This is a genomic window from Bacteroides zhangwenhongii (assembly GCF_009193325.2).
Lineage (GTDB): Bacteria > Bacteroidota > Bacteroidia > Bacteroidales > Bacteroidaceae > Bacteroides > Bacteroides zhangwenhongii.
On record NZ_CP059856.1, the window covers coordinates 3,315,386 to 3,331,911 of the forward strand.

Annotated in this window: 31 protein-coding genes; all 31 read right to left on the bottom strand. The window is 39.2% G+C overall.

Going from position 1 to position 16,526, the window contains the following annotated elements:
* Positions 1-101: 101 nt before the first annotated feature.
* The 31 genes from rpsK to GD630_RS13570 all read right to left on the bottom strand — a co-directional run bounded on the left by rpsK (position 102) and on the right by GD630_RS13570 (position 16,406).
* The gene (gene rpsK, locus GD630_RS13420) at positions 102-491 is read right to left on the bottom strand and encodes a 30S ribosomal protein S11 (protein WP_004296327.1); all 390 of its coding nucleotides are present in this window, start codon (positions 489-491) and stop codon (positions 102-104) included.
* An 11-nt stretch (positions 492-502) separates the two neighbouring features.
* On the bottom strand, positions 503-883 hold the full coding sequence (gene rpsM, locus GD630_RS13425; RefSeq protein WP_004296328.1) for a 30S ribosomal protein S13: 381 nt from the start codon (positions 881-883) through the stop codon (positions 503-505).
* A gap of 33 nt (positions 884-916) precedes the next feature.
* Entirely contained in the window at positions 917-1,033 is a 117-nt protein-coding gene (gene ykgO / locus GD630_RS13430; RefSeq protein WP_002558051.1) for a type B 50S ribosomal protein L36, read from the bottom strand.
* An 8-nt stretch (positions 1,034-1,041) separates the two neighbouring features.
* Positions 1,042-1,260, bottom strand: a complete 219-nt coding sequence (gene infA, locus GD630_RS13435) for a translation initiation factor IF-1 (protein ID WP_002558052.1) — start codon at positions 1,258-1,260, stop codon at positions 1,042-1,044.
* Between the two features lies 1 nt (position 1,261).
* Entirely contained in the window at positions 1,262-2,059 is a 798-nt protein-coding gene (gene map / locus GD630_RS13440) for a type I methionyl aminopeptidase (RefSeq protein WP_007761927.1), read from the bottom strand.
* A gap of 15 nt (positions 2,060-2,074) precedes the next feature.
* Positions 2,075-3,415, bottom strand: coding sequence for a preprotein translocase subunit SecY (secY, locus tag GD630_RS13445; RefSeq protein ID WP_007761929.1), 1,341 nt, complete (start codon positions 3,413-3,415; stop codon positions 2,075-2,077).
* 4 nt (positions 3,416-3,419) lie between these two features.
* Positions 3,420-3,866: a 50S ribosomal protein L15 gene (gene rplO, locus GD630_RS13450; RefSeq protein WP_007761937.1), complete on the bottom strand. Its 447-nt coding sequence runs from the start codon at positions 3,864-3,866 to the stop codon at positions 3,420-3,422.
* Between the two features lie 32 nt (positions 3,867-3,898).
* Positions 3,899-4,075, bottom strand: a complete 177-nt coding sequence (gene rpmD / locus GD630_RS13455; protein WP_004296332.1) for a 50S ribosomal protein L30 — start codon at positions 4,073-4,075, stop codon at positions 3,899-3,901.
* Positions 4,076-4,084: 9 nt separating this feature from the next.
* Entirely contained in the window at positions 4,085-4,603 is a 519-nt protein-coding gene (gene rpsE, locus GD630_RS13460; RefSeq protein WP_007747952.1) for a 30S ribosomal protein S5, read from the bottom strand.
* Between the two features lie 5 nt (positions 4,604-4,608).
* On the bottom strand, positions 4,609-4,953 hold the full coding sequence (gene rplR, locus GD630_RS13465) for a 50S ribosomal protein L18 (protein ID WP_143868150.1): 345 nt from the start codon (positions 4,951-4,953) through the stop codon (positions 4,609-4,611).
* Positions 4,954-4,974: 21 nt separating this feature from the next.
* Positions 4,975-5,544 (bottom strand): 50S ribosomal protein L6, encoded by a 570-nt coding sequence (gene rplF, locus GD630_RS13470; protein WP_004296335.1) that lies wholly within the window; start codon positions 5,542-5,544, stop codon positions 4,975-4,977.
* A gap of 15 nt (positions 5,545-5,559) precedes the next feature.
* Complete coding sequence (gene rpsH / locus GD630_RS13475; RefSeq protein ID WP_004296336.1) at positions 5,560-5,955, bottom strand: 30S ribosomal protein S8; 396 nt, start codon at positions 5,953-5,955, stop codon at positions 5,560-5,562.
* 53 nt (positions 5,956-6,008) lie between these two features.
* Complete coding sequence (gene rpsN, locus GD630_RS13480; protein WP_004310885.1) at positions 6,009-6,308, bottom strand: 30S ribosomal protein S14; 300 nt, start codon at positions 6,306-6,308, stop codon at positions 6,009-6,011.
* Between the two features lie 5 nt (positions 6,309-6,313).
* Positions 6,314-6,871 carry a 50S ribosomal protein L5 gene (gene rplE, locus GD630_RS13485; protein WP_004310886.1) on the bottom strand — a complete coding sequence of 186 codons (558 nt, stop codon included), beginning with the start codon at positions 6,869-6,871 and terminating at the stop codon, positions 6,314-6,316.
* Entirely contained in the window at positions 6,871-7,200 is a 330-nt protein-coding gene (rplX, locus tag GD630_RS13490) for a 50S ribosomal protein L24 (protein WP_007747948.1), read from the bottom strand. The genes rplE and rplX overlap by 1 nt, the downstream gene beginning before the upstream one ends.
* Before the next feature lie 20 nt (positions 7,201-7,220).
* Positions 7,221-7,586, bottom strand: coding sequence for a 50S ribosomal protein L14 (rplN, locus tag GD630_RS13495; protein ID WP_004296340.1), 366 nt, complete (start codon positions 7,584-7,586; stop codon positions 7,221-7,223).
* A gap of 2 nt (positions 7,587-7,588) precedes the next feature.
* Positions 7,589-7,858 (bottom strand): 30S ribosomal protein S17, encoded by a 270-nt coding sequence (rpsQ, locus tag GD630_RS13500; RefSeq protein WP_004296341.1) that lies wholly within the window; start codon positions 7,856-7,858, stop codon positions 7,589-7,591.
* On the bottom strand, positions 7,855-8,052 hold the full coding sequence (rpmC, locus tag GD630_RS13505) for a 50S ribosomal protein L29 (protein WP_007747942.1): 198 nt from the start codon (positions 8,050-8,052) through the stop codon (positions 7,855-7,857). The genes rpsQ and rpmC overlap by 4 nt, the downstream gene beginning before the upstream one ends.
* 5 nt (positions 8,053-8,057) lie before the next feature.
* A complete protein-coding gene (gene rplP, locus GD630_RS13510; protein WP_004291234.1) occupies positions 8,058-8,492 on the bottom strand; it encodes a 50S ribosomal protein L16 in 435 nt (144 codons plus the stop codon).
* 23 nt (positions 8,493-8,515) lie between these two features.
* Positions 8,516-9,247 (bottom strand): 30S ribosomal protein S3, encoded by a 732-nt coding sequence (gene rpsC, locus GD630_RS13515; protein WP_005675430.1) that lies wholly within the window; start codon positions 9,245-9,247, stop codon positions 8,516-8,518.
* 5 nt (positions 9,248-9,252) lie between these two features.
* A complete protein-coding gene (rplV, locus tag GD630_RS13520) occupies positions 9,253-9,663 on the bottom strand; it encodes a 50S ribosomal protein L22 (RefSeq protein ID WP_005675428.1) in 411 nt (136 codons plus the stop codon).
* A gap of 35 nt (positions 9,664-9,698) precedes the next feature.
* Positions 9,699-9,968 (bottom strand): 30S ribosomal protein S19, encoded by a 270-nt coding sequence (gene rpsS, locus GD630_RS13525; protein WP_007747939.1) that lies wholly within the window; start codon positions 9,966-9,968, stop codon positions 9,699-9,701.
* A 20-nt stretch (positions 9,969-9,988) separates the two neighbouring features.
* Complete coding sequence (rplB, locus tag GD630_RS13530) at positions 9,989-10,813, bottom strand: 50S ribosomal protein L2 (protein ID WP_007747936.1); 825 nt, start codon at positions 10,811-10,813, stop codon at positions 9,989-9,991.
* Positions 10,814-10,818: 5 nt separating this feature from the next.
* Complete coding sequence (rplW, locus tag GD630_RS13535) at positions 10,819-11,109, bottom strand: 50S ribosomal protein L23 (RefSeq protein ID WP_007747932.1); 291 nt, start codon at positions 11,107-11,109, stop codon at positions 10,819-10,821.
* Between the two features lie 16 nt (positions 11,110-11,125).
* Positions 11,126-11,752: a 50S ribosomal protein L4 gene (gene rplD, locus GD630_RS13540; RefSeq protein WP_007747930.1), complete on the bottom strand. Its 627-nt coding sequence runs from the start codon at positions 11,750-11,752 to the stop codon at positions 11,126-11,128.
* Positions 11,752-12,369 carry a 50S ribosomal protein L3 gene (gene rplC, locus GD630_RS13545; protein WP_007761947.1) on the bottom strand — a complete coding sequence of 206 codons (618 nt, stop codon included), beginning with the start codon at positions 12,367-12,369 and terminating at the stop codon, positions 11,752-11,754. Before rplC ends, rplD begins: the two co-directional genes overlap by 1 nt.
* Before the next feature lie 18 nt (positions 12,370-12,387).
* Positions 12,388-12,693, bottom strand: a complete 306-nt coding sequence (gene rpsJ / locus GD630_RS13550) for a 30S ribosomal protein S10 (protein WP_002558075.1) — start codon at positions 12,691-12,693, stop codon at positions 12,388-12,390.
* Positions 12,694-12,774: 81 nt separating this feature from the next.
* Positions 12,775-14,892: an elongation factor G gene (gene fusA / locus GD630_RS13555; RefSeq protein WP_007747921.1), complete on the bottom strand. Its 2,118-nt coding sequence runs from the start codon at positions 14,890-14,892 to the stop codon at positions 12,775-12,777.
* Positions 14,893-14,938: 46 nt separating this feature from the next.
* On the bottom strand, positions 14,939-15,415 hold the full coding sequence (gene rpsG / locus GD630_RS13560; RefSeq protein ID WP_005675420.1) for a 30S ribosomal protein S7: 477 nt from the start codon (positions 15,413-15,415) through the stop codon (positions 14,939-14,941).
* A gap of 144 nt (positions 15,416-15,559) precedes the next feature.
* On the bottom strand, positions 15,560-15,961 hold the full coding sequence (rpsL, locus tag GD630_RS13565; protein ID WP_005675419.1) for a 30S ribosomal protein S12: 402 nt from the start codon (positions 15,959-15,961) through the stop codon (positions 15,560-15,562).
* A gap of 136 nt (positions 15,962-16,097) precedes the next feature.
* Entirely contained in the window at positions 16,098-16,406 is a 309-nt protein-coding gene (locus GD630_RS13570; RefSeq protein WP_143868151.1) for a DUF3467 domain-containing protein, read from the bottom strand.
* Between the last annotated feature and the right edge of the window lie 120 nt (positions 16,407-16,526).

Below are 16,526 nucleotides of genomic sequence, written 5' to 3' on the forward strand. Positions count from 1 at the left end.
TTGTTTATTCATGAACTTAATTTGTTGCAGCCGCGATTACAGAGAGAAATTAAATGTAATCCAAAAACAAAATCAAGATCATTGTGTAAGTTAAAGGTAAATTAAACTCTACGTCTTTTCGGAGGACGACAACCATTATGTGGAAGCGGAGTCACGTCAATGATTTCAGTAACTTCGATACCAGCACCGTGGATAGTTCTAATAGCAGACTCACGTCCGTTACCTGGACCCTTCACATATGCTTTTACCTTTCTTAGGCCAAGATCGAATGCAATTTTAGCACAATCTTGGGCAGCCATCTGCGCTGCATAAGGAGTGTTCTTTTTAGAACCTCTAAATCCCATTTTACCAGCAGATGACCAAGAGATAATCTGCCCTTCACTATTTGCAAGAGAAACAATAATATTGTTGAAAGATGAATGAACATGCAACTGTCCATTAGCGTCTACTTTCACATTTCTCTTTTTAGCTGCAACTGTTTTTTTTGCCATATCAACAATTATTATTTAGTAGCTTTTTTCTTATTAGCAACGGTTTTCTTTCTACCCTTACGAGTACGTGCATTGTTCTTAGTGCTCTGACCTCTTACAGGCAGACCAATACGGTGACGTACACCACGATAGCAACCAATATCCATTAATCGCTTAATGTTCAATTGGATTTCAGAACGAAGATCACCTTCTACTTTATACTCTGCACCGATAATCTCACGAATCTTAGCAGCCTGATCATCTGTCCAGTCTTTAACCTTCAGATCTTTATCTACACCAGCTTTATCTAAAATTTTTGCTGAACTACTGCGACCTATTCCATATACATAGGTCAACGCAATTTCACCTCTTTTGTTCTGAGGCAAATCTACACCAACTATTCTTATAGCCATATACTAAATTATTTTTTTTGCAAAAATAACAAATTATCCTTGACGTTGTTTATACTTAGGATTTTTCTTGTTAATAACATACAAACGGCCATTACGTCTAACGATCTTACATTCTGGCGTGCGTTTCTTTAATGATGCTCTTACTTTCATATCTTATTTTATTTATATCTAAACACAATTCTTCCTTTCGATAAGTCGTAAGGAGACATTTCGACTCTCACTTTATCCCCCGGCAGGATCTTGATGTAATGCATCCGCATCTTACCTGAAATATGTGCAGTAATCTCATGTCCGTTTTCTAATTCAACACGAAACATTGCATTAGACAATGCTTCAACTATAACTCCATCTTGTTCTATTGCAGATTGCTTTGCCATATTATATTGCTTTATCTCCTAAAACTTCTTCTATGAATTTGAATGAAGACAAAATATCAGCTTCACCAGCTCCAACAGCTACCGTATGTTCAAAATGCGCAGCACATTTACGATCTCTGGTCCTCACAGTCCACCCGTCACGTTCCATAATCACTTGTCGGTCTCCCAATGTTATCATCGGCTCTATTGCTATGCAAAGACCTCTCTTCATCAAAGGTCCATATCCTCTTTTACCATAATTAGGTACTTGAGGATCTTCGTGCATCTCTTTACCGATGCCATGACCTACAAACTCACGCACTACACCATAAGAGTGAGACTCACAATATTGCTGAATAGCATACCCGATGTCTCCGATTCTCTTGCCTTGCACTGCGTTTTGAATACCGATATATAACGCTTCTTTAGTAACCTTCAACAAATTACGAACTTCCTCGTCCACCTCTCCTACACAAAAAGTATAAGCAGAATCACCACAGAAACCATTCATATAAGTTCCACAATCCACAGATACGATATCACCATCTTTCAGAACAATATCATTCGGAATTCCATGTACTACCTGATCATTTACAGAAGTACAAAGGGATGCGGGAAACGGTTCTCCATATTGATTCGGAAATCCTTTGAAAGTTGGAATCGCTCCATGATCTCTAATGAACTCTTCGGCAACTTTATCCAACTCACGTGTAGTCACACCAGGCTTCACCAGTTTGGCAACCTCAGCAAGAGTCTTGCCAACAAGCAGGTTGCTCTGACGGAGCAATTCTATTTCATCTTCTGTTTTAAGAAATATCATTTCTAATCTAAAGAATTAATATGCCGCTACACCAGCGCGCCCTTTGATACGACCGGATTTCAACAGACCGTCATAATGTCTCATCAACAAATGACTTTCAACCTGTTGCAGCGTATCTAGAACTACACCTACAAGAATTAACAAAGATGTACCGCCGAAGAATTGAGCGAATCCGGCTTGCACTCCGAATATACCGGCAAAAGCAGGCATAATGGCAACCAAAGCCAAGAAGAAAGAGCCCGGCAAAGTGATACGTGACATAATATCATCGATATACTCTGCTGTCTGCTTTCCCGGTTTGATACCAGGGATGAAACCATTATTTCTCTTCATATCCTCAGCCATCTGAGTCGGATTGATTGTAATTGCAGTATAGAAATATGTAAATAATATAATCATTACCGCAAAGACAAAGTTATACCAGAAACTTGTATGATCTGTAAACGCATGCAAGAAACCGCCTGCATCATTTACATTTGAGAAACCGATAAATGTAATAGGTATAAACATGATTGCCTGAGCAAAGATGATAGGCATTACACCTGCAGCATTCACTTTCAAAGGAATGTACTGTCTAGCACCACCATATTGCTTGTTACCTACAATTCTTTTTGCATACTGTACAGGAATCTTTCTTGTACCCTGCACCAAAAGAATAGCGGCACCAATCACTAATAACAAGAATACGATTTCAATTATAAACATGATCAAACCACCACTCTTATTTGCTACTCTGGATACAACTTCTTGCAACAAAGCATCAGGGAAACGAGCGATAATACCAATCAAGATGATAAATGAAATACCATTACCAATACCTTTATCAGTAATTCTTTCACCAAGCCACAAAATAAACATACTACCAGCTGCCAAAATAATGGTAGAGGTAATCATAAACAGAGTCCAATCTAATGAAGCATTCAAGGAAGGACCAGCCTGCATTTTAAGATTGAGCAAATAAGAAGGGGCCTGAACTAACAATATAGCAATCGTCAGATAACGAGTATATTGATTCATTTTTCTTCTGCCGCTCTCACCTTCGCGCTGTAATTTCTGGAAATACGGCACAGCGATTCCCAACAACTGGATCACGATAGATGCAGAGATATAAGGCATAATTCCTAATGCAAAAATAGAGGCATTAGAAAATGCTCCTCCAGAGAACATATTTAACAAGGCTAAAAGGCCTTCACTTGTTTGTTCGTGCAATTTTGCCAACATCGCCGGATTGATACCCGGTAATACGACGTATGACCCAAAACGGTAAATTGCCACAAACAATATGGTGATGAGGATCCGCTGTCTCAGATCCTCAATCTTCCATATATTCTTTAATGTTTCAATAGCTTTTCTCATTGAATCAGAGTTTTACTACAGTTCCACCAGCAGCCTCGATAGCAGCAGTTGCAGTCTTAGAGAATGCATGAGCTTCTACTTCCAGCTTGTTAGTCAGAGTTCCGTTACCCAATACTTTTACTAACTGATTTGAAGAAATAAATCCTGCTTCGATAAAGTCGTTTATACCAACTTTTACCAAACTCTTAGCTTCAGCGAGTTTTTGGATAGTATCCAAGTTGATAGCTTTATATTCTACACGATTGATATTCTTAAAACCAAATTTAGGAACTCGACGTTGAAGAGGCATCTGACCACCTTCAAAACCGATTTTCTTAGAGTATCCAGATCTTGATTTAGCTCCTTTATGACCTCTTGTAGAAGTACCGCCTAATCCAGAACCAGCACCACGTCCAATTCTTTTTCTTGTCTTAGTAGATCCCTCTGCAGGTTTTAAATTACTTAAGTTCATATTGTAATTTCGTTTTATTATTCAACAAATAATTACTTAACAATGGCAACCAAGTGTTTTACTTTATCTACCATTCCAAGAATTGAAGGAGTGCTTTCGTGTTCAACCACGCGGTTCAGTTTACGAAGTCCCAGTGCATCAAGAGTTCTCTTCTGATCAGCCGGAGCACCAATTCTACTTTTAACTTGTTTAATCTTTATAGTTGACATATCTCCTCCTTATCCTCTAAATACTTTTTCAACACTAATACCTCTGTTCTGAGCAACCATTCTTGCATCACGCATCTCACTCAAAGCTTCAATTGTAGCTTTAACAAGGTTGTGCGGATTTGAAGAACCCTTAGATTTAGCCAAAACGTCAGTAACACCAACACTTTCCAATACAGCACGCATAGCACCACCAGCTACAACACCTGTTCCGTGAGATGCAGGCTTGATGAATACTTCAGCACCACCAAATCTAGCTGATTGTTCGTGAGGAACAGTACCCTTTAAAATAGGTACTCTTACCAGGTTCTTTTTAGCTGACTCAACACCTTTAGCGATAGCAGCTGTTACTTCACCTGCTTTACCAAGCCCCCAACCAATGATACCTTCTTCGTTACCTACAACAACGATTGCAGAGAAACTAAAAGTTCTACCACCTTTGGTAACTTTAGTAACACGATTAATAGCAACCAATCTATCTTTCAGTTCTATATCGTTAGTAATCTTAACTCTATTATTAACTCCTGCCATAATGATTAAAATTTAAGTCCACCGTTACGAGCAGCATCAGCTACTTCTTTTATTCTCCCATGATACAAGTAACCATTACGGTCGAAAACTACAGTAGTTATACCTGCTTCCTGAGCCTTTTTAGCAATCATTTCACCCACTTTAGCAGCTTGTTCTTTTTTAGCGACTTTCTCAGTCAAACCTAAAGAAGAAGCGGCAGCCAAAGTTTTGCCAGAAAGATCATCGATAATCTGGACATAAATTTGCTTGTTACTTCTAAATACACTCATACGCGGACATTCAGTAGTACCTGAAATTTTGTTGCGTACTCTATATTTGATCTTAATTCGTCTTTCTATTTTTGTTGTCATAATAATCTAATTTTATATGATTTACTTAGCACCGGCTGATTTACCAGACTTTCTACGAATTACTTCGCCAACAAACTTAATACCTTTACCCTTGTATGGTTCAGGCTTACGGAAAGAACGTATTTTAGAGCAAACTTGACCAAGCAACTGTTTGTCACACGATTCCAATATGATAAGAGGATTCTTATTTCTTTCAGACTTAGTTTCAACTTTTACCTCAGCAGGCAATTGAATGAAAATATTGTGTGTATAACCTAAAGCCAGTTCAATGATATTACCTTGGTTAGAAGCACGATAACCTACACCAACAAGTTCCAACTCTTTCTTATATCCTTCAGATACGCCCACAACCATGTTATGAACCAATGAACGATACAAGCCGTGGAAAGCATGTTTCTGCTTCGGATTATCAAGCATTTCCTTATCGTTTTCTGTTAAAGTTACGTGTCCGTCTTCAATCGCAACATTGATAGCAGGATTCACATATTGGCTCATTTCGCCTTTGGGTCCCTTTACGGTAACCACATTATCCTTCAGAGTGACTGTCACTCCAGCAGGGATACTAATGGGTAATTTTCCTATTCTTGACATTCTAATTCCTCCTAATTAATATACATAACACAAGACTTCACCACCGATCTTCAGTTCTGCAGCCTCTTTGTTAGTCATTACACCTTTGGAAGTAGATATTATAGCAATACCCAACCCATTAATAACACGCGGCATATCTTTGTAACCGGTATACTTACGCATACCCGGAGAAGATATTCTTTCTAACTTCTTGATTGCGTTAACTTTGTTAACAGAATCATACTTCAAGGCAACTTTAATAGTTCCTTGAGGACCATCTTCTACAAACTTATAATTAAGAATGTAGCCTTTCTCAAAAAGAATCTTAGTGATTTCTTTTTTCAAATTCGAAGCGGGAACTTCAACAACTCTGTGCTTTGCACCAATCGCGTTCCGCAACCTCGTCAAATAATCTGCTATTGGATCAGTCATATAAAAAATAAATTAAATTAATCAGGACTACCCTGACAATATTTAAACAATAATTACCAGCTTGCTTTTTTTACGCCTGGTATCAGTCCGTTAGACGCCATTTCACGGAATTGAATTCTCGAAATTCCGAATTGACGAATATAACCTTTAGGACGTCCAGTCAGTTTGCAACGGTTGTGCATACGAATCGGGTTAGAATTCTTTGGCAACTCTTGCAATTTCTGTGCAGCTTCAAAAGCATCAGCAGGATCACCTGTTCTTACGATTTGCTTCAAAGCAGCTCTTTTTTCGGCGTATTTGGCTACTAATTTAGCACGTTTAACTTCACGTGCTTTCATTGATTCCTTTGCCATATCTATTAGTCTTTTTTAGCGTTTTTAAAAGGTAAACCGAATTCCTTCAGCAATGCATAACCTTCTTCATCTGTTTCCGCAGAGGTTACAAAGGTAATATTCATTCCGAGAATTCTTGTAATACTATCGATATTTATTTCAGGGAAAATGATTTGTTCCTGAATACCAAGGGTATAGTTACCTTTACCATCAAACTTACTTTCGATACCTTTGAAGTCACGAATACGAGGAAGAGCTACACGAACCAATTTTTCAAGGAATTCGTACATTCTTTCACGACGTAAAGTCACCATAACGCCAATCGGCATTTTTTTACGCAACTTAAAGTTCGCGATATCTTTACGAGAAATGGTAGCTACAGCCTTTTGACCTGTGATAGCTGTCATTTCATTGATTGCAACTTCAATAATCTTCTTGTCAGCAACAGCCATACCTAAACCCTGATTGATAACAATCTTCTTAAGTACGGGTATCTGCATTGTAGAAGAATACTGGAACTGTGATTTCAATGCAGGTGCTATACGCTCTGCATATTCTTTCTTAAGACTAGCAGTATTACTCATTACTTAATCTCCTCTCCTGATTTTTTAGAATAACGCACTACAGTTCTTTTACCTTCCAAAGAACTTACTTTTCTCCCAATACGCGTTGCTTTACCAGTTTTTGGATCAACCGGGTTCAAGTTTGAAATGTGGATAGAAGCTTCCTGCTTCACAATACCACCCTGCGGATTCTTAGCATTCGGCTTTGTGCTTTTAGATACCATATTGATACCTTCTACAAATGCACGTCCTTCTTTAACAAGAACCTTCAATACACGACCAGTTTTGCCCTTATCTTCACCAGCATTTACGTAAACTGTATCGCCTTTTTTAATATGTAATTTACTCATTACTTAAATCTTTTACAAAATTAAAGTACCTCAGGCGCAAGTGACACAACTTTCATGTTTGTAGCACGAAGTTCTCTTGCTACAGGACCGAAAATACGACTTCCTCTAATTTCACCTGCATTATTCAACAACACGCAAGCATTATCATCAAAACGTATATAAGAACCATCAGGACGACGGATTTCTTTCTTCGTACGTACAATCAAAGCCTTTGATACTGCACCTTTTTTAACATCACTAGAAGGGATAACGCTTTTCACTGAAACAACAATGACATCCCCCACTGAAGCATAACGACGACCTGTGCCACCCAAAACGCGGATACACAAAGCCTCTTTCGCTCCACTGTTATCACATACTGTAAGTCTGGATTCTACTTGTATCATAATTACTTAGCTCTTTCAATTATTTCTACTAATCTCCATCTTTTAGTCTTGCTCAAAGGACGAGTTTCCATGATGCTTACAGTATCACCGATATTGCATTCATTCTTTTCATCGTGAGCATGGTACTTCTTCGTTTTACTAACGAACTTACCATATATAGGGTGTTTTTCCTTAAACTTGGCAGCAACTGTGATAGTCTTATCCATCTTATTGCTCAACACAACCCCTGTTCTTTCTTTTCTTAAATTTCTTGCTTCCATCAAGCTGATCATTTATTGTTAAGTTCTCTTTGGCGTAACTCAGTTTTCATACGCGCAATAGTCCTGCGTAATTGTTTGATTTGAGCAGGATTTTCCAAAGGAGAAATAGAATGATTGATAACCATCTGGTCATAATTAGCTGTTTCTGCCTCTACTCTTTCTACTAAATCATTAGTAGTCATTTCTTTAATTTCTGCAATTTTCATAACACTTACGCATTTTGATTTTGAATATCATAATCACGTCTTACGACAAACTTCGTTGTAATAGGAAGCTTTTGAGCAGCTAAGCGCAATGCTTCTTTCGCGATTTCGTAAGATACTCCTTCAGCTTCAATAATGATTCTACCTGGAGTTACGGGAGCCACAAATCCCTCTGGAGCACCCTTACCTTTACCCATACGTACATCGGCAGGCTTTCTAGTGATCGGCTTATCCGGGAATATACGGATCCAGATCTGTCCTTGACGTTGCATATATCTTGTTACTGCAATACGAGCAGCTTCGATCTGACGGCCTGTAATCCACTTAGTCTCCAAAGCCTTTATGCCAAAAGAACCGAAGGCCAACTGGTTACCTCTCTGGGCATTACCTTTCTGACGGCCTTTCTGTTGTCTTCTGAATTTTGTCTTTTTCGGTTGTAACATAGTTTCCTAAAATTCAAATTCGTTTAGCGATTATTTTTCTTTCTTTTGAAGTTCTTTCCGCCGTTGTTTCCACCATTGTTTCCACGACCACTTTCTTTGCTTTGTGTAAAGTTCGGAGCCAATTCTCTCTTACCAAACACTTCACCTCTACAAATCCAAACCTTGATACCCAGCAAACCTACTTTAGTCAATGCTTCTGCATGACAGTAGTCGATATCAGCTCTGAAAGTGTGCAACGGAGTTCTTCCTTCTTTATACATTTCAGAACGGGCCATTTCAGCTCCATTCAAACGTCCTGAAATCTGAATTTTGATACCTTCAGCACCCATACGCATAGTGTTTGCGATAGCCATCTTGATGGCGCGGCGATAGGCAATTTTACCTTCTACCTGGCGAGCTATGTTATTAGCAACAATCACAGCATCCAGTTCCGGTCTTTTCACTTCAAAGATATTGATTTGAATATCTTTGTCGGTAACCTTCTTCAACTCTTCCTTCAACTTATCAACTTCCTGGCCACCTTTACCAATGATAATGCCTGGGCGAGCAGTACAAACAGTAATAGTAACGAGCTTCAGCGTACGTTCAATTACGATTCTTGATACACTTGCCTTTGCAAGTCTTGCATTAAGATATTTACGGATTTTGCTATCTTCCAGCAAAGAATCACCGTAATCATTTCCACCATACCAGTTAGAATCCCATCCTCTGATAATTCCTAAACGGTTGCTTATTGGATTAACTTTTTGTCCCATCTACCTTAATTTTGATCTTCGTTATTACTTTTAGCACCAACGAACAATGTTACGTGATTTGAACGTTTGCGAATTCTATAACCTCTACCCTGTGGTGCCGGTCTCATTCTTTTGAGTGTAGCTCCACCATCAACAAAAATCTTTGTTACGAACAATTCACCGCTTTCAGCTTTACGTTCGTTTTTCTGTTCCCAGTTAGCAATTGCAGAGCGAAGCAATTTTTCCACTCTTGCAGCAGCTTCTTTTGAAGAAAATTTCAAAACACCAAGTGCTCTGTTCACTTCCATGCCACGAATCATGTCTGCAACCAGACGCATCTTACGCGGAGAAGTAGGAACATTTTGCAATTTTGCAAAATACATGGTCTTAAGGGCTTCTTTTCTTTTTTCAGCCGATATTTTTTTTCTTGCTCCCATTATTATTATTACTTTATTATTTCAAATAAATCCTGTTATTTTTTCTTATTACCAGCGTGTCCTCTGAATGTACGAGTTGGAGCAAATTCGCCCAACTTGTGTCCTACCATATTCTCGGTAACATAAACAGGAATAAATTTATTTCCATTGTGAACTGCAACTGTATGGCCTACAAAATCAGGCGAAATCATTGAAGCTCTGGCCCAAGTCTTTACTACGACTTTCTTACCTGATTCATTCATGGCAAGAATTCTCTTTTCAAGCTTAACGTTAATATATGGACCTTTTTTTAATGAACGACTCATAGTTTACTCAATTAATCAGATTACTTTTTTCTTCTCTCAATAATGTACTTAGATGATTGTTTCTTAGGAGCTCTAGTCTTAAGTCCCTTAGCATACAATCCCTTACGTGATCTTGGGTGACCTCCGGAAGCGCGTCCTTCACCACCACCCATCGGGTGATCAACCGGGTTCATTACAACGCCACGGTTACGAGGACGACGTCCTTGCCAACGAGAACGTCCAGCTTTACCTGAACTTTCCAATCCATGATCAGAGTTACCTACACTACCGATAGTAGCTTTACAAGTGCTAAGAATCTGTCTTACTTCACCTGAAGGCAACTTAATTACACAGTACTTACCCTCACGAGAAGTTAACTGAGCAAAGTTACCAGCTGAGCGAACCAGAGCAGCACCCTGTCCCGGACGTAATTCGATATTGTGAATCACAGTACCCACCGGAATGTTTTGAAGAGGAAGAGCATTACCAATCTCTGGCGCTGCTGTTTCACCTGACATCAGAGTCGCACCAACTTGCAATCCATTGGGAGCAATAATATATCTTTTTTCTCCATCAGCATAAAATAACAGAGCGATACGAGCCGAACGGTTCGGATCGTATTCAATTGTTTTAACCACTGCTGGAACACCGTCCTTATTTCTCTTGAAATCAACAATTCTAATCACCTTTCTATGACCGCCACCAATGTAGCGCATAGTCATCTTACCTTCGTTGTTACGACCGCCAGATGATTTCTTACCATATACAAGAGACTTTTCTGGTACTGATGCAGTAATTTCTTCGAAAGTACCAATAATTTTATGTCTTTGCCCCGGTGTTGTGGGCTTAAATTTACGTACTGCCATTTTTATTAAATATTGCTATAAAAATCAATAGTATCTCCTTCTTTCAATGTTACGATTGCTTTTTTGAAAGCGTTCGTACGACCATTGATGATACCTGCTTTGGTATAACGGCTCTTATTTTTGCCAGCATACTTCACAGTATTCACATCAACTACTGTAACATTATAAAGAGCTTCAACTTCCTTCTTAATTTCCAGTTTGTTAGCATCAGGACGCACAACAAAGCCGAAACGATTCAGCTTATCTGTAATTGCAGTCATTTTCTCTGTTACCAACGGTTTAATAATAATTCCCATTATTTAAGCCTCCTATTTAAATTAAGATATTGTCAATAGCTTTCAGAGAGTTTTCTGTAAGCATAACAACCCCAGCATTCAATACTCTGTAAGTATTTAATCCTGAGATAGTCTGAACATTAGCACCCTCGATGTTACGAGCTGACAAATATACGTTTTTATTTGCTTCCGGTAAAATCACAAGTAGCTTTTTATCGGAAACTTTAAGATTTTTTGTCATTGCAACGAAATCTTTCGTCTTTGGAGCTTCAAAATTGAAATCTTCAACGACAACGATCGCATTGTTTTGAGCTTTATAAGACAAAGCGGACTTACGAGCCAATGTCTTAACTTTTTTATTTAACTTGAAGAAGTAGTCTCTTGGTTTCGGACCGAATACGCGAGCACCACCAACAAGAACCGGTGAATTCATATCACCACGACGTGCTCCACCGCCACCTTTCTGACGACCGATCTTACGAGTAGAACCACTGATTTCACTTCTTTCTTTTGACTTATGAGTACCCTGACGCTGATTAGCCATAAACTGCTTTACGTCCAAATAAATAGCGTGGTCGTTGGGCTCAATTCCGAAGATAGATTCGTTTAACGTAACCTTTCTCCCAGTGTCTTCACCTTTAATGTTATATACGTTAACTTCCATTATTTCTCAATTAATACGATTGAACCTTTGCAACCCGGGATAGAACCTTTAACCAAAAGAAGGTTATGATCCGCGATTACTTTTAATACCTGCAAGTTTTGTACAGTGACTCTGTCACCACCAAGCTGTCCACCCATACGCATTCCTTTGAATACCTTTGCAGGGTAAGAACAAGCACCGATAGAACCTGGCTTACGAGCACGGTTGTGCTGTCCGTGAGTAGTCTGGCCTACACCACCAAAACCATGTCTTTTTACTACGCCCTGGAAACCTTTACCTTTAGAAGTACCAACAACGTCAACAAAGTTAGCGTCATTAAACATTTCTACAGTAACTGTATCCCCCAGATTCAATTCTGTTTCAAATTCTTTGAACTCAGCCAAGTGTCTCTTCGGTGTTACTCCAGCTCTTTTAAAGTGACCCATCAACGGTTTAGTTGTGTGCTTTTCCTTTTTGTCTTGGAAACCCAACTGAACAGCTTCATAGCCATCCTTTTCTACAGTTTTAACTTGAGTAACAACACAAGGACCTGCTTCGATAACAGTGCATGGTACGTTTTTACCATCGGCACTGAAAACGGATGTCATTCCGATTTTTTTTCCTAATAATCCTGGCATTTCACTAATTTTTAATTATCAAACTTTAATTTCTACTTCCACACCACTCGGTAACTCCAGCTTCATCAGAGCATCTACCGTCTTAGCTGTTGAGCTATAGATGTCGATCAATCTCTTGTAAGAAGAGAGTTCAAACTGTTCACGAGACTTTTTGTTTACGAAAGTCGAGCGGTTCACTGTAAAGATACGCTTGTGCGTAGGAAGAGGAATTGGCCCACTAACAATAGCACCCGTAGCCTTTACGGTTCTTACAATCTTCTCAGCCGATTTGTCAACCAAGTTGTGGTCGTAAGATTTCAATTTAATTCTAATTTTCTGACTCATTATAATTTTAAATTTAGATAGTTATAAATAAGATAAAGCGGCAGGCTAAGAGTCATTCGCTAGCCTGCTGCCTTAGATATTTTAGAGTAAATCAGCACGTCCCTTCACTTCTTCCAATACAGCCTTAGCAATAGAAGTAGAAACCTGAGCGTGATGAGAGTAAACCATAGATGAAGTTGCACGACCTGAAGTGATTGTACGCAACGCTGTTACATAACCAAACATTTCAGCCAACGGAACCATTGCTTTCACGATACGAGCACCTGAACGGCTGGACTCCATACCTTCAACCTGGCCACGACGTTTGTTCAAGTCACCAATGACATCACCCATATTTTCTTCCGGAGTTACAACCTCCAGCTTCATGATAGGCTCCATCAGCACCGGACCTGCCTTAGCACATGCATTCTTATATGCTTGGATAGCACAAATTTCGAAAGACAACTGGTCAGAGTCAACCGGATGGAATGAACCATCAACCAAAGTTACTTTCAGTGAATCCAACGGATAACCCGCCAATACACCATTTTTCATCGCAGTCGTGAAACCTTTCTGAACCGACGGAATAAATTCCTTAGGAATATTACCACCCTTTACTTCATCAACAAATTGCAATCCACCTTCCTTGAAGTCTTCATCAACCGGACCAATCTTAACGATGATATCAGCAAACTTACCACGACCACCGGATTGTTTCTTATAAACTTCGCGAAGATCAACTGTTTTTGTAATTGCTTCTTTGTAGTTAACCTGCGGTTTACCTTGATTACATTCTACTTTGAACTCACGTTTCAAACGGTCGATAATGATATCCAAGTGAAGCTCACCCATACCAGAGATAACAGTCTGACCTGTCTGCTCATCAGTTTTTACCGTAAACGTCGGATCTTCCTCAGCAAGTTTAGACAAACCATTAGACAATTTATCCATGTCTTTCTGAGTTTTAGGCTCAACTGCAATACCGATAACCGGTTCCGGGAAATCCATAGATTCAAGTACAATCGGAGCACTTTCGTCACACAATGTATCACCTGTATGGATATCTTTAAAACCTACACCCGCACCGATATCACCAGCACCGATTACTTCAACCGGATTCTGTTTGTTTGAATGCATCTGGAACAGACGAGAAACACGTTCTTTCTTTCCAGAGCGAGAGTTGTAAATATAAGAACCAGCCTCGATCTTACCTGAATATACACGGAAGAAAGTCAAACGACCAACATACGGGTCAGTAGCAATCTTAAACGCCAAAGCTGATGTCTTTTCATCATCACTCGGTTTACGATCTTCTTCAGCACCAGTATTCGGGTTTGTTCCTATTACATTTTCGGTATCCAATGGAGAAGGCAAGAAAGCACAAACGTAGTCAAGCAAAGTCTGTACACCCTTATTCTTGAATGAAGAACCGCAAAGCATTGGAACAACAGCCATCTGAACAGTTGCATTACGAAGAGCTCTCAAGACTTCTTCTTCTGTAATAGTAGAAGGGTCATCGAAATATTTCTCCATCAAAGCATCATCAAATTCAGCTACTTTTTCGAGCATTTTATCTCTCCATTCGTTTGCTTCATCAACAAGATCTGCTGGAATTTCTTCTACAGTATAGTCAGCACCCATTGTTTCATCATGCCAATAGATAGCTTTCATTTTGATAAGATCAACAAGACCTTTGAAAGATTCTTCAGCACCGATAGGAACAACAATAGGACAAGGATTAGCTCCTAGAACATCCTTCATCTGACGAACCACTTCAAAGAAGTCTGCACCAGAACGGTCCATCTTATTTACGTAGGCAATACGAGGTACATTATACTTGTCAGCCTGACGCCATACAGTTTCCGACTGAGGTTCTACACCACCTACTGCACAGTAAGCAGCAACAGCACCGTCCAAGATACGCAATGAACGTTCTACTTCAGCAGTAAAGTCAACGTGTCCCGGAGTGTCAATCAAGTTAATTTTATAGGTATCACCTGCATATTGCCAACGTGTAGTAGTCGCTGCAGATGTAATAGTAATACCACGTTCTTGTTCCTGCTCCATCCAGTCCATAGTAGCAGCACCATCATGCACCTCACCAATCTTGTGAGTCAATCCGGTATAGAACAGGATACGTTCAGAAGTTGTTGTTTTTCCGGCATCGATGTGAGCCATGATACCGATATTACGAGTCAAATGTAAATCTTGCTTAGCCATCTTAATTCCTTTTACTTTAAGTTTTTAATGATTGTATCTTATAGTATTAGAATCTAAAATGAGCAAATGCACGGTTAGCTTCAGCCATTCTGTGCATATCTTCTTTACGCTTATATGCACCACCTTGTTCATTGAAGGCATCCATGATTTCAGCAGCCAGTTTATCAGCCATTGATTTACCACCTCTTTTACGAGCAAACAGAATCAGATTCTTCATTGAGATTGATTCTTTACGATCCGGACGGATTTCAGTAGGAACTTGGAAAGTAGCACCACCTACACGGCGAGACTTAACTTCCACTTGCGGAGTCACATTATCCAAAGCCTTTTTCCAGATTTCGAGAGCGGATTTTTCTTCATTAGGAAGTTTCACTTTCACTGTTTCCAGAGCGGCATAAAAGATTTCATAAGATGTATTCTTTTTACCATCATACATCAAATGGTTTACGAACTTAGAAACCTTTTGGTCATTAAACACGGGATCCGGAAGGATAACGCGTTTTTTTGGTTTTGCTTTTCTCATTTGTTTGAAAAATAATGTTTTTTGTTCTTGGTTGTCTACTTCTTGACTTCTTCAACTCTCCCACCGGAGAATTTACTCAACCTTTAGCATCTCCAACAAACTAAAACGTAAGTTATTACTTTAATTTTAATTAGGTTTTAATCCTTATTTTTTCTTAGCCGGTGCAGCTTGTCCCGGTTTCGGACGCTTAGCGCCGTATTTAGAACGTCTTTGAGTACGACCAGCAACACCTGCTGTATCAAGAGTTCCACGTACAATGTGATAACGTACACCTGGAAGGTCTTTTACACGACCGCCACGTACCAAAACGATTGAGTGTTCCTGCAAGTTGTGTCCTTCTCCCGGAATGTATGAGTTCACCTCTTTTTGGTTAGTCAAACGTACACGGGCTACTTTACGCATTGCAGAGTTCGGCTTCTTCGGAGTAGTAGTGTATACTCTCACGCAAACGCCACGTCTTTGAGGACAAGAATCCAAGGCCGGAGATTTACTTTTCTCCACCAGCACTTCGCGTCCTTTTCTTACTAATTGCTGAATTGTAGGCATTTTAATTGTTTTTTGATTTATATTATTGTTATATTAATTTCGCAACTATACATTTTGGGCTGCAAAAATACGAATAATATTTGAATATTCAATGCACTACAACCTTTTTTTATTTTTTAATATTTTTATATCAGCCTCACGCTTCGCCTTTTACACTCGCCAAAGGAGGAATCGAAGATTCGTCAGAAGTACGTATCGGACCAAATACCCGTTCATATTTAGCGATATTATCTTCTAAAGCCCGTAACAGACGTTTTGCATGCTCAGGAGCTACAACAATACGAGATTGCACTCCAGCCTTAGGCATACCCGGCATTACATGTATAAAATCAAGAATAAATTCTGAACTTGAATGGGTAATGATAGCAAGATTGGCATATGTACCCTGTGCCACTTCTTCCTTCAATTCAATCTGCAATTGACCGTTATTATTTTGTTCTTCCATATTTTATATGATTAATAGTTATTCTGCAAAATAACGCAATTTTCTTTAGATATTTTCATGTTGAGCAAACAAAAAAGCGGTCCGACATTCGAACCGCTTTTCTATTATATCTGATTTTCC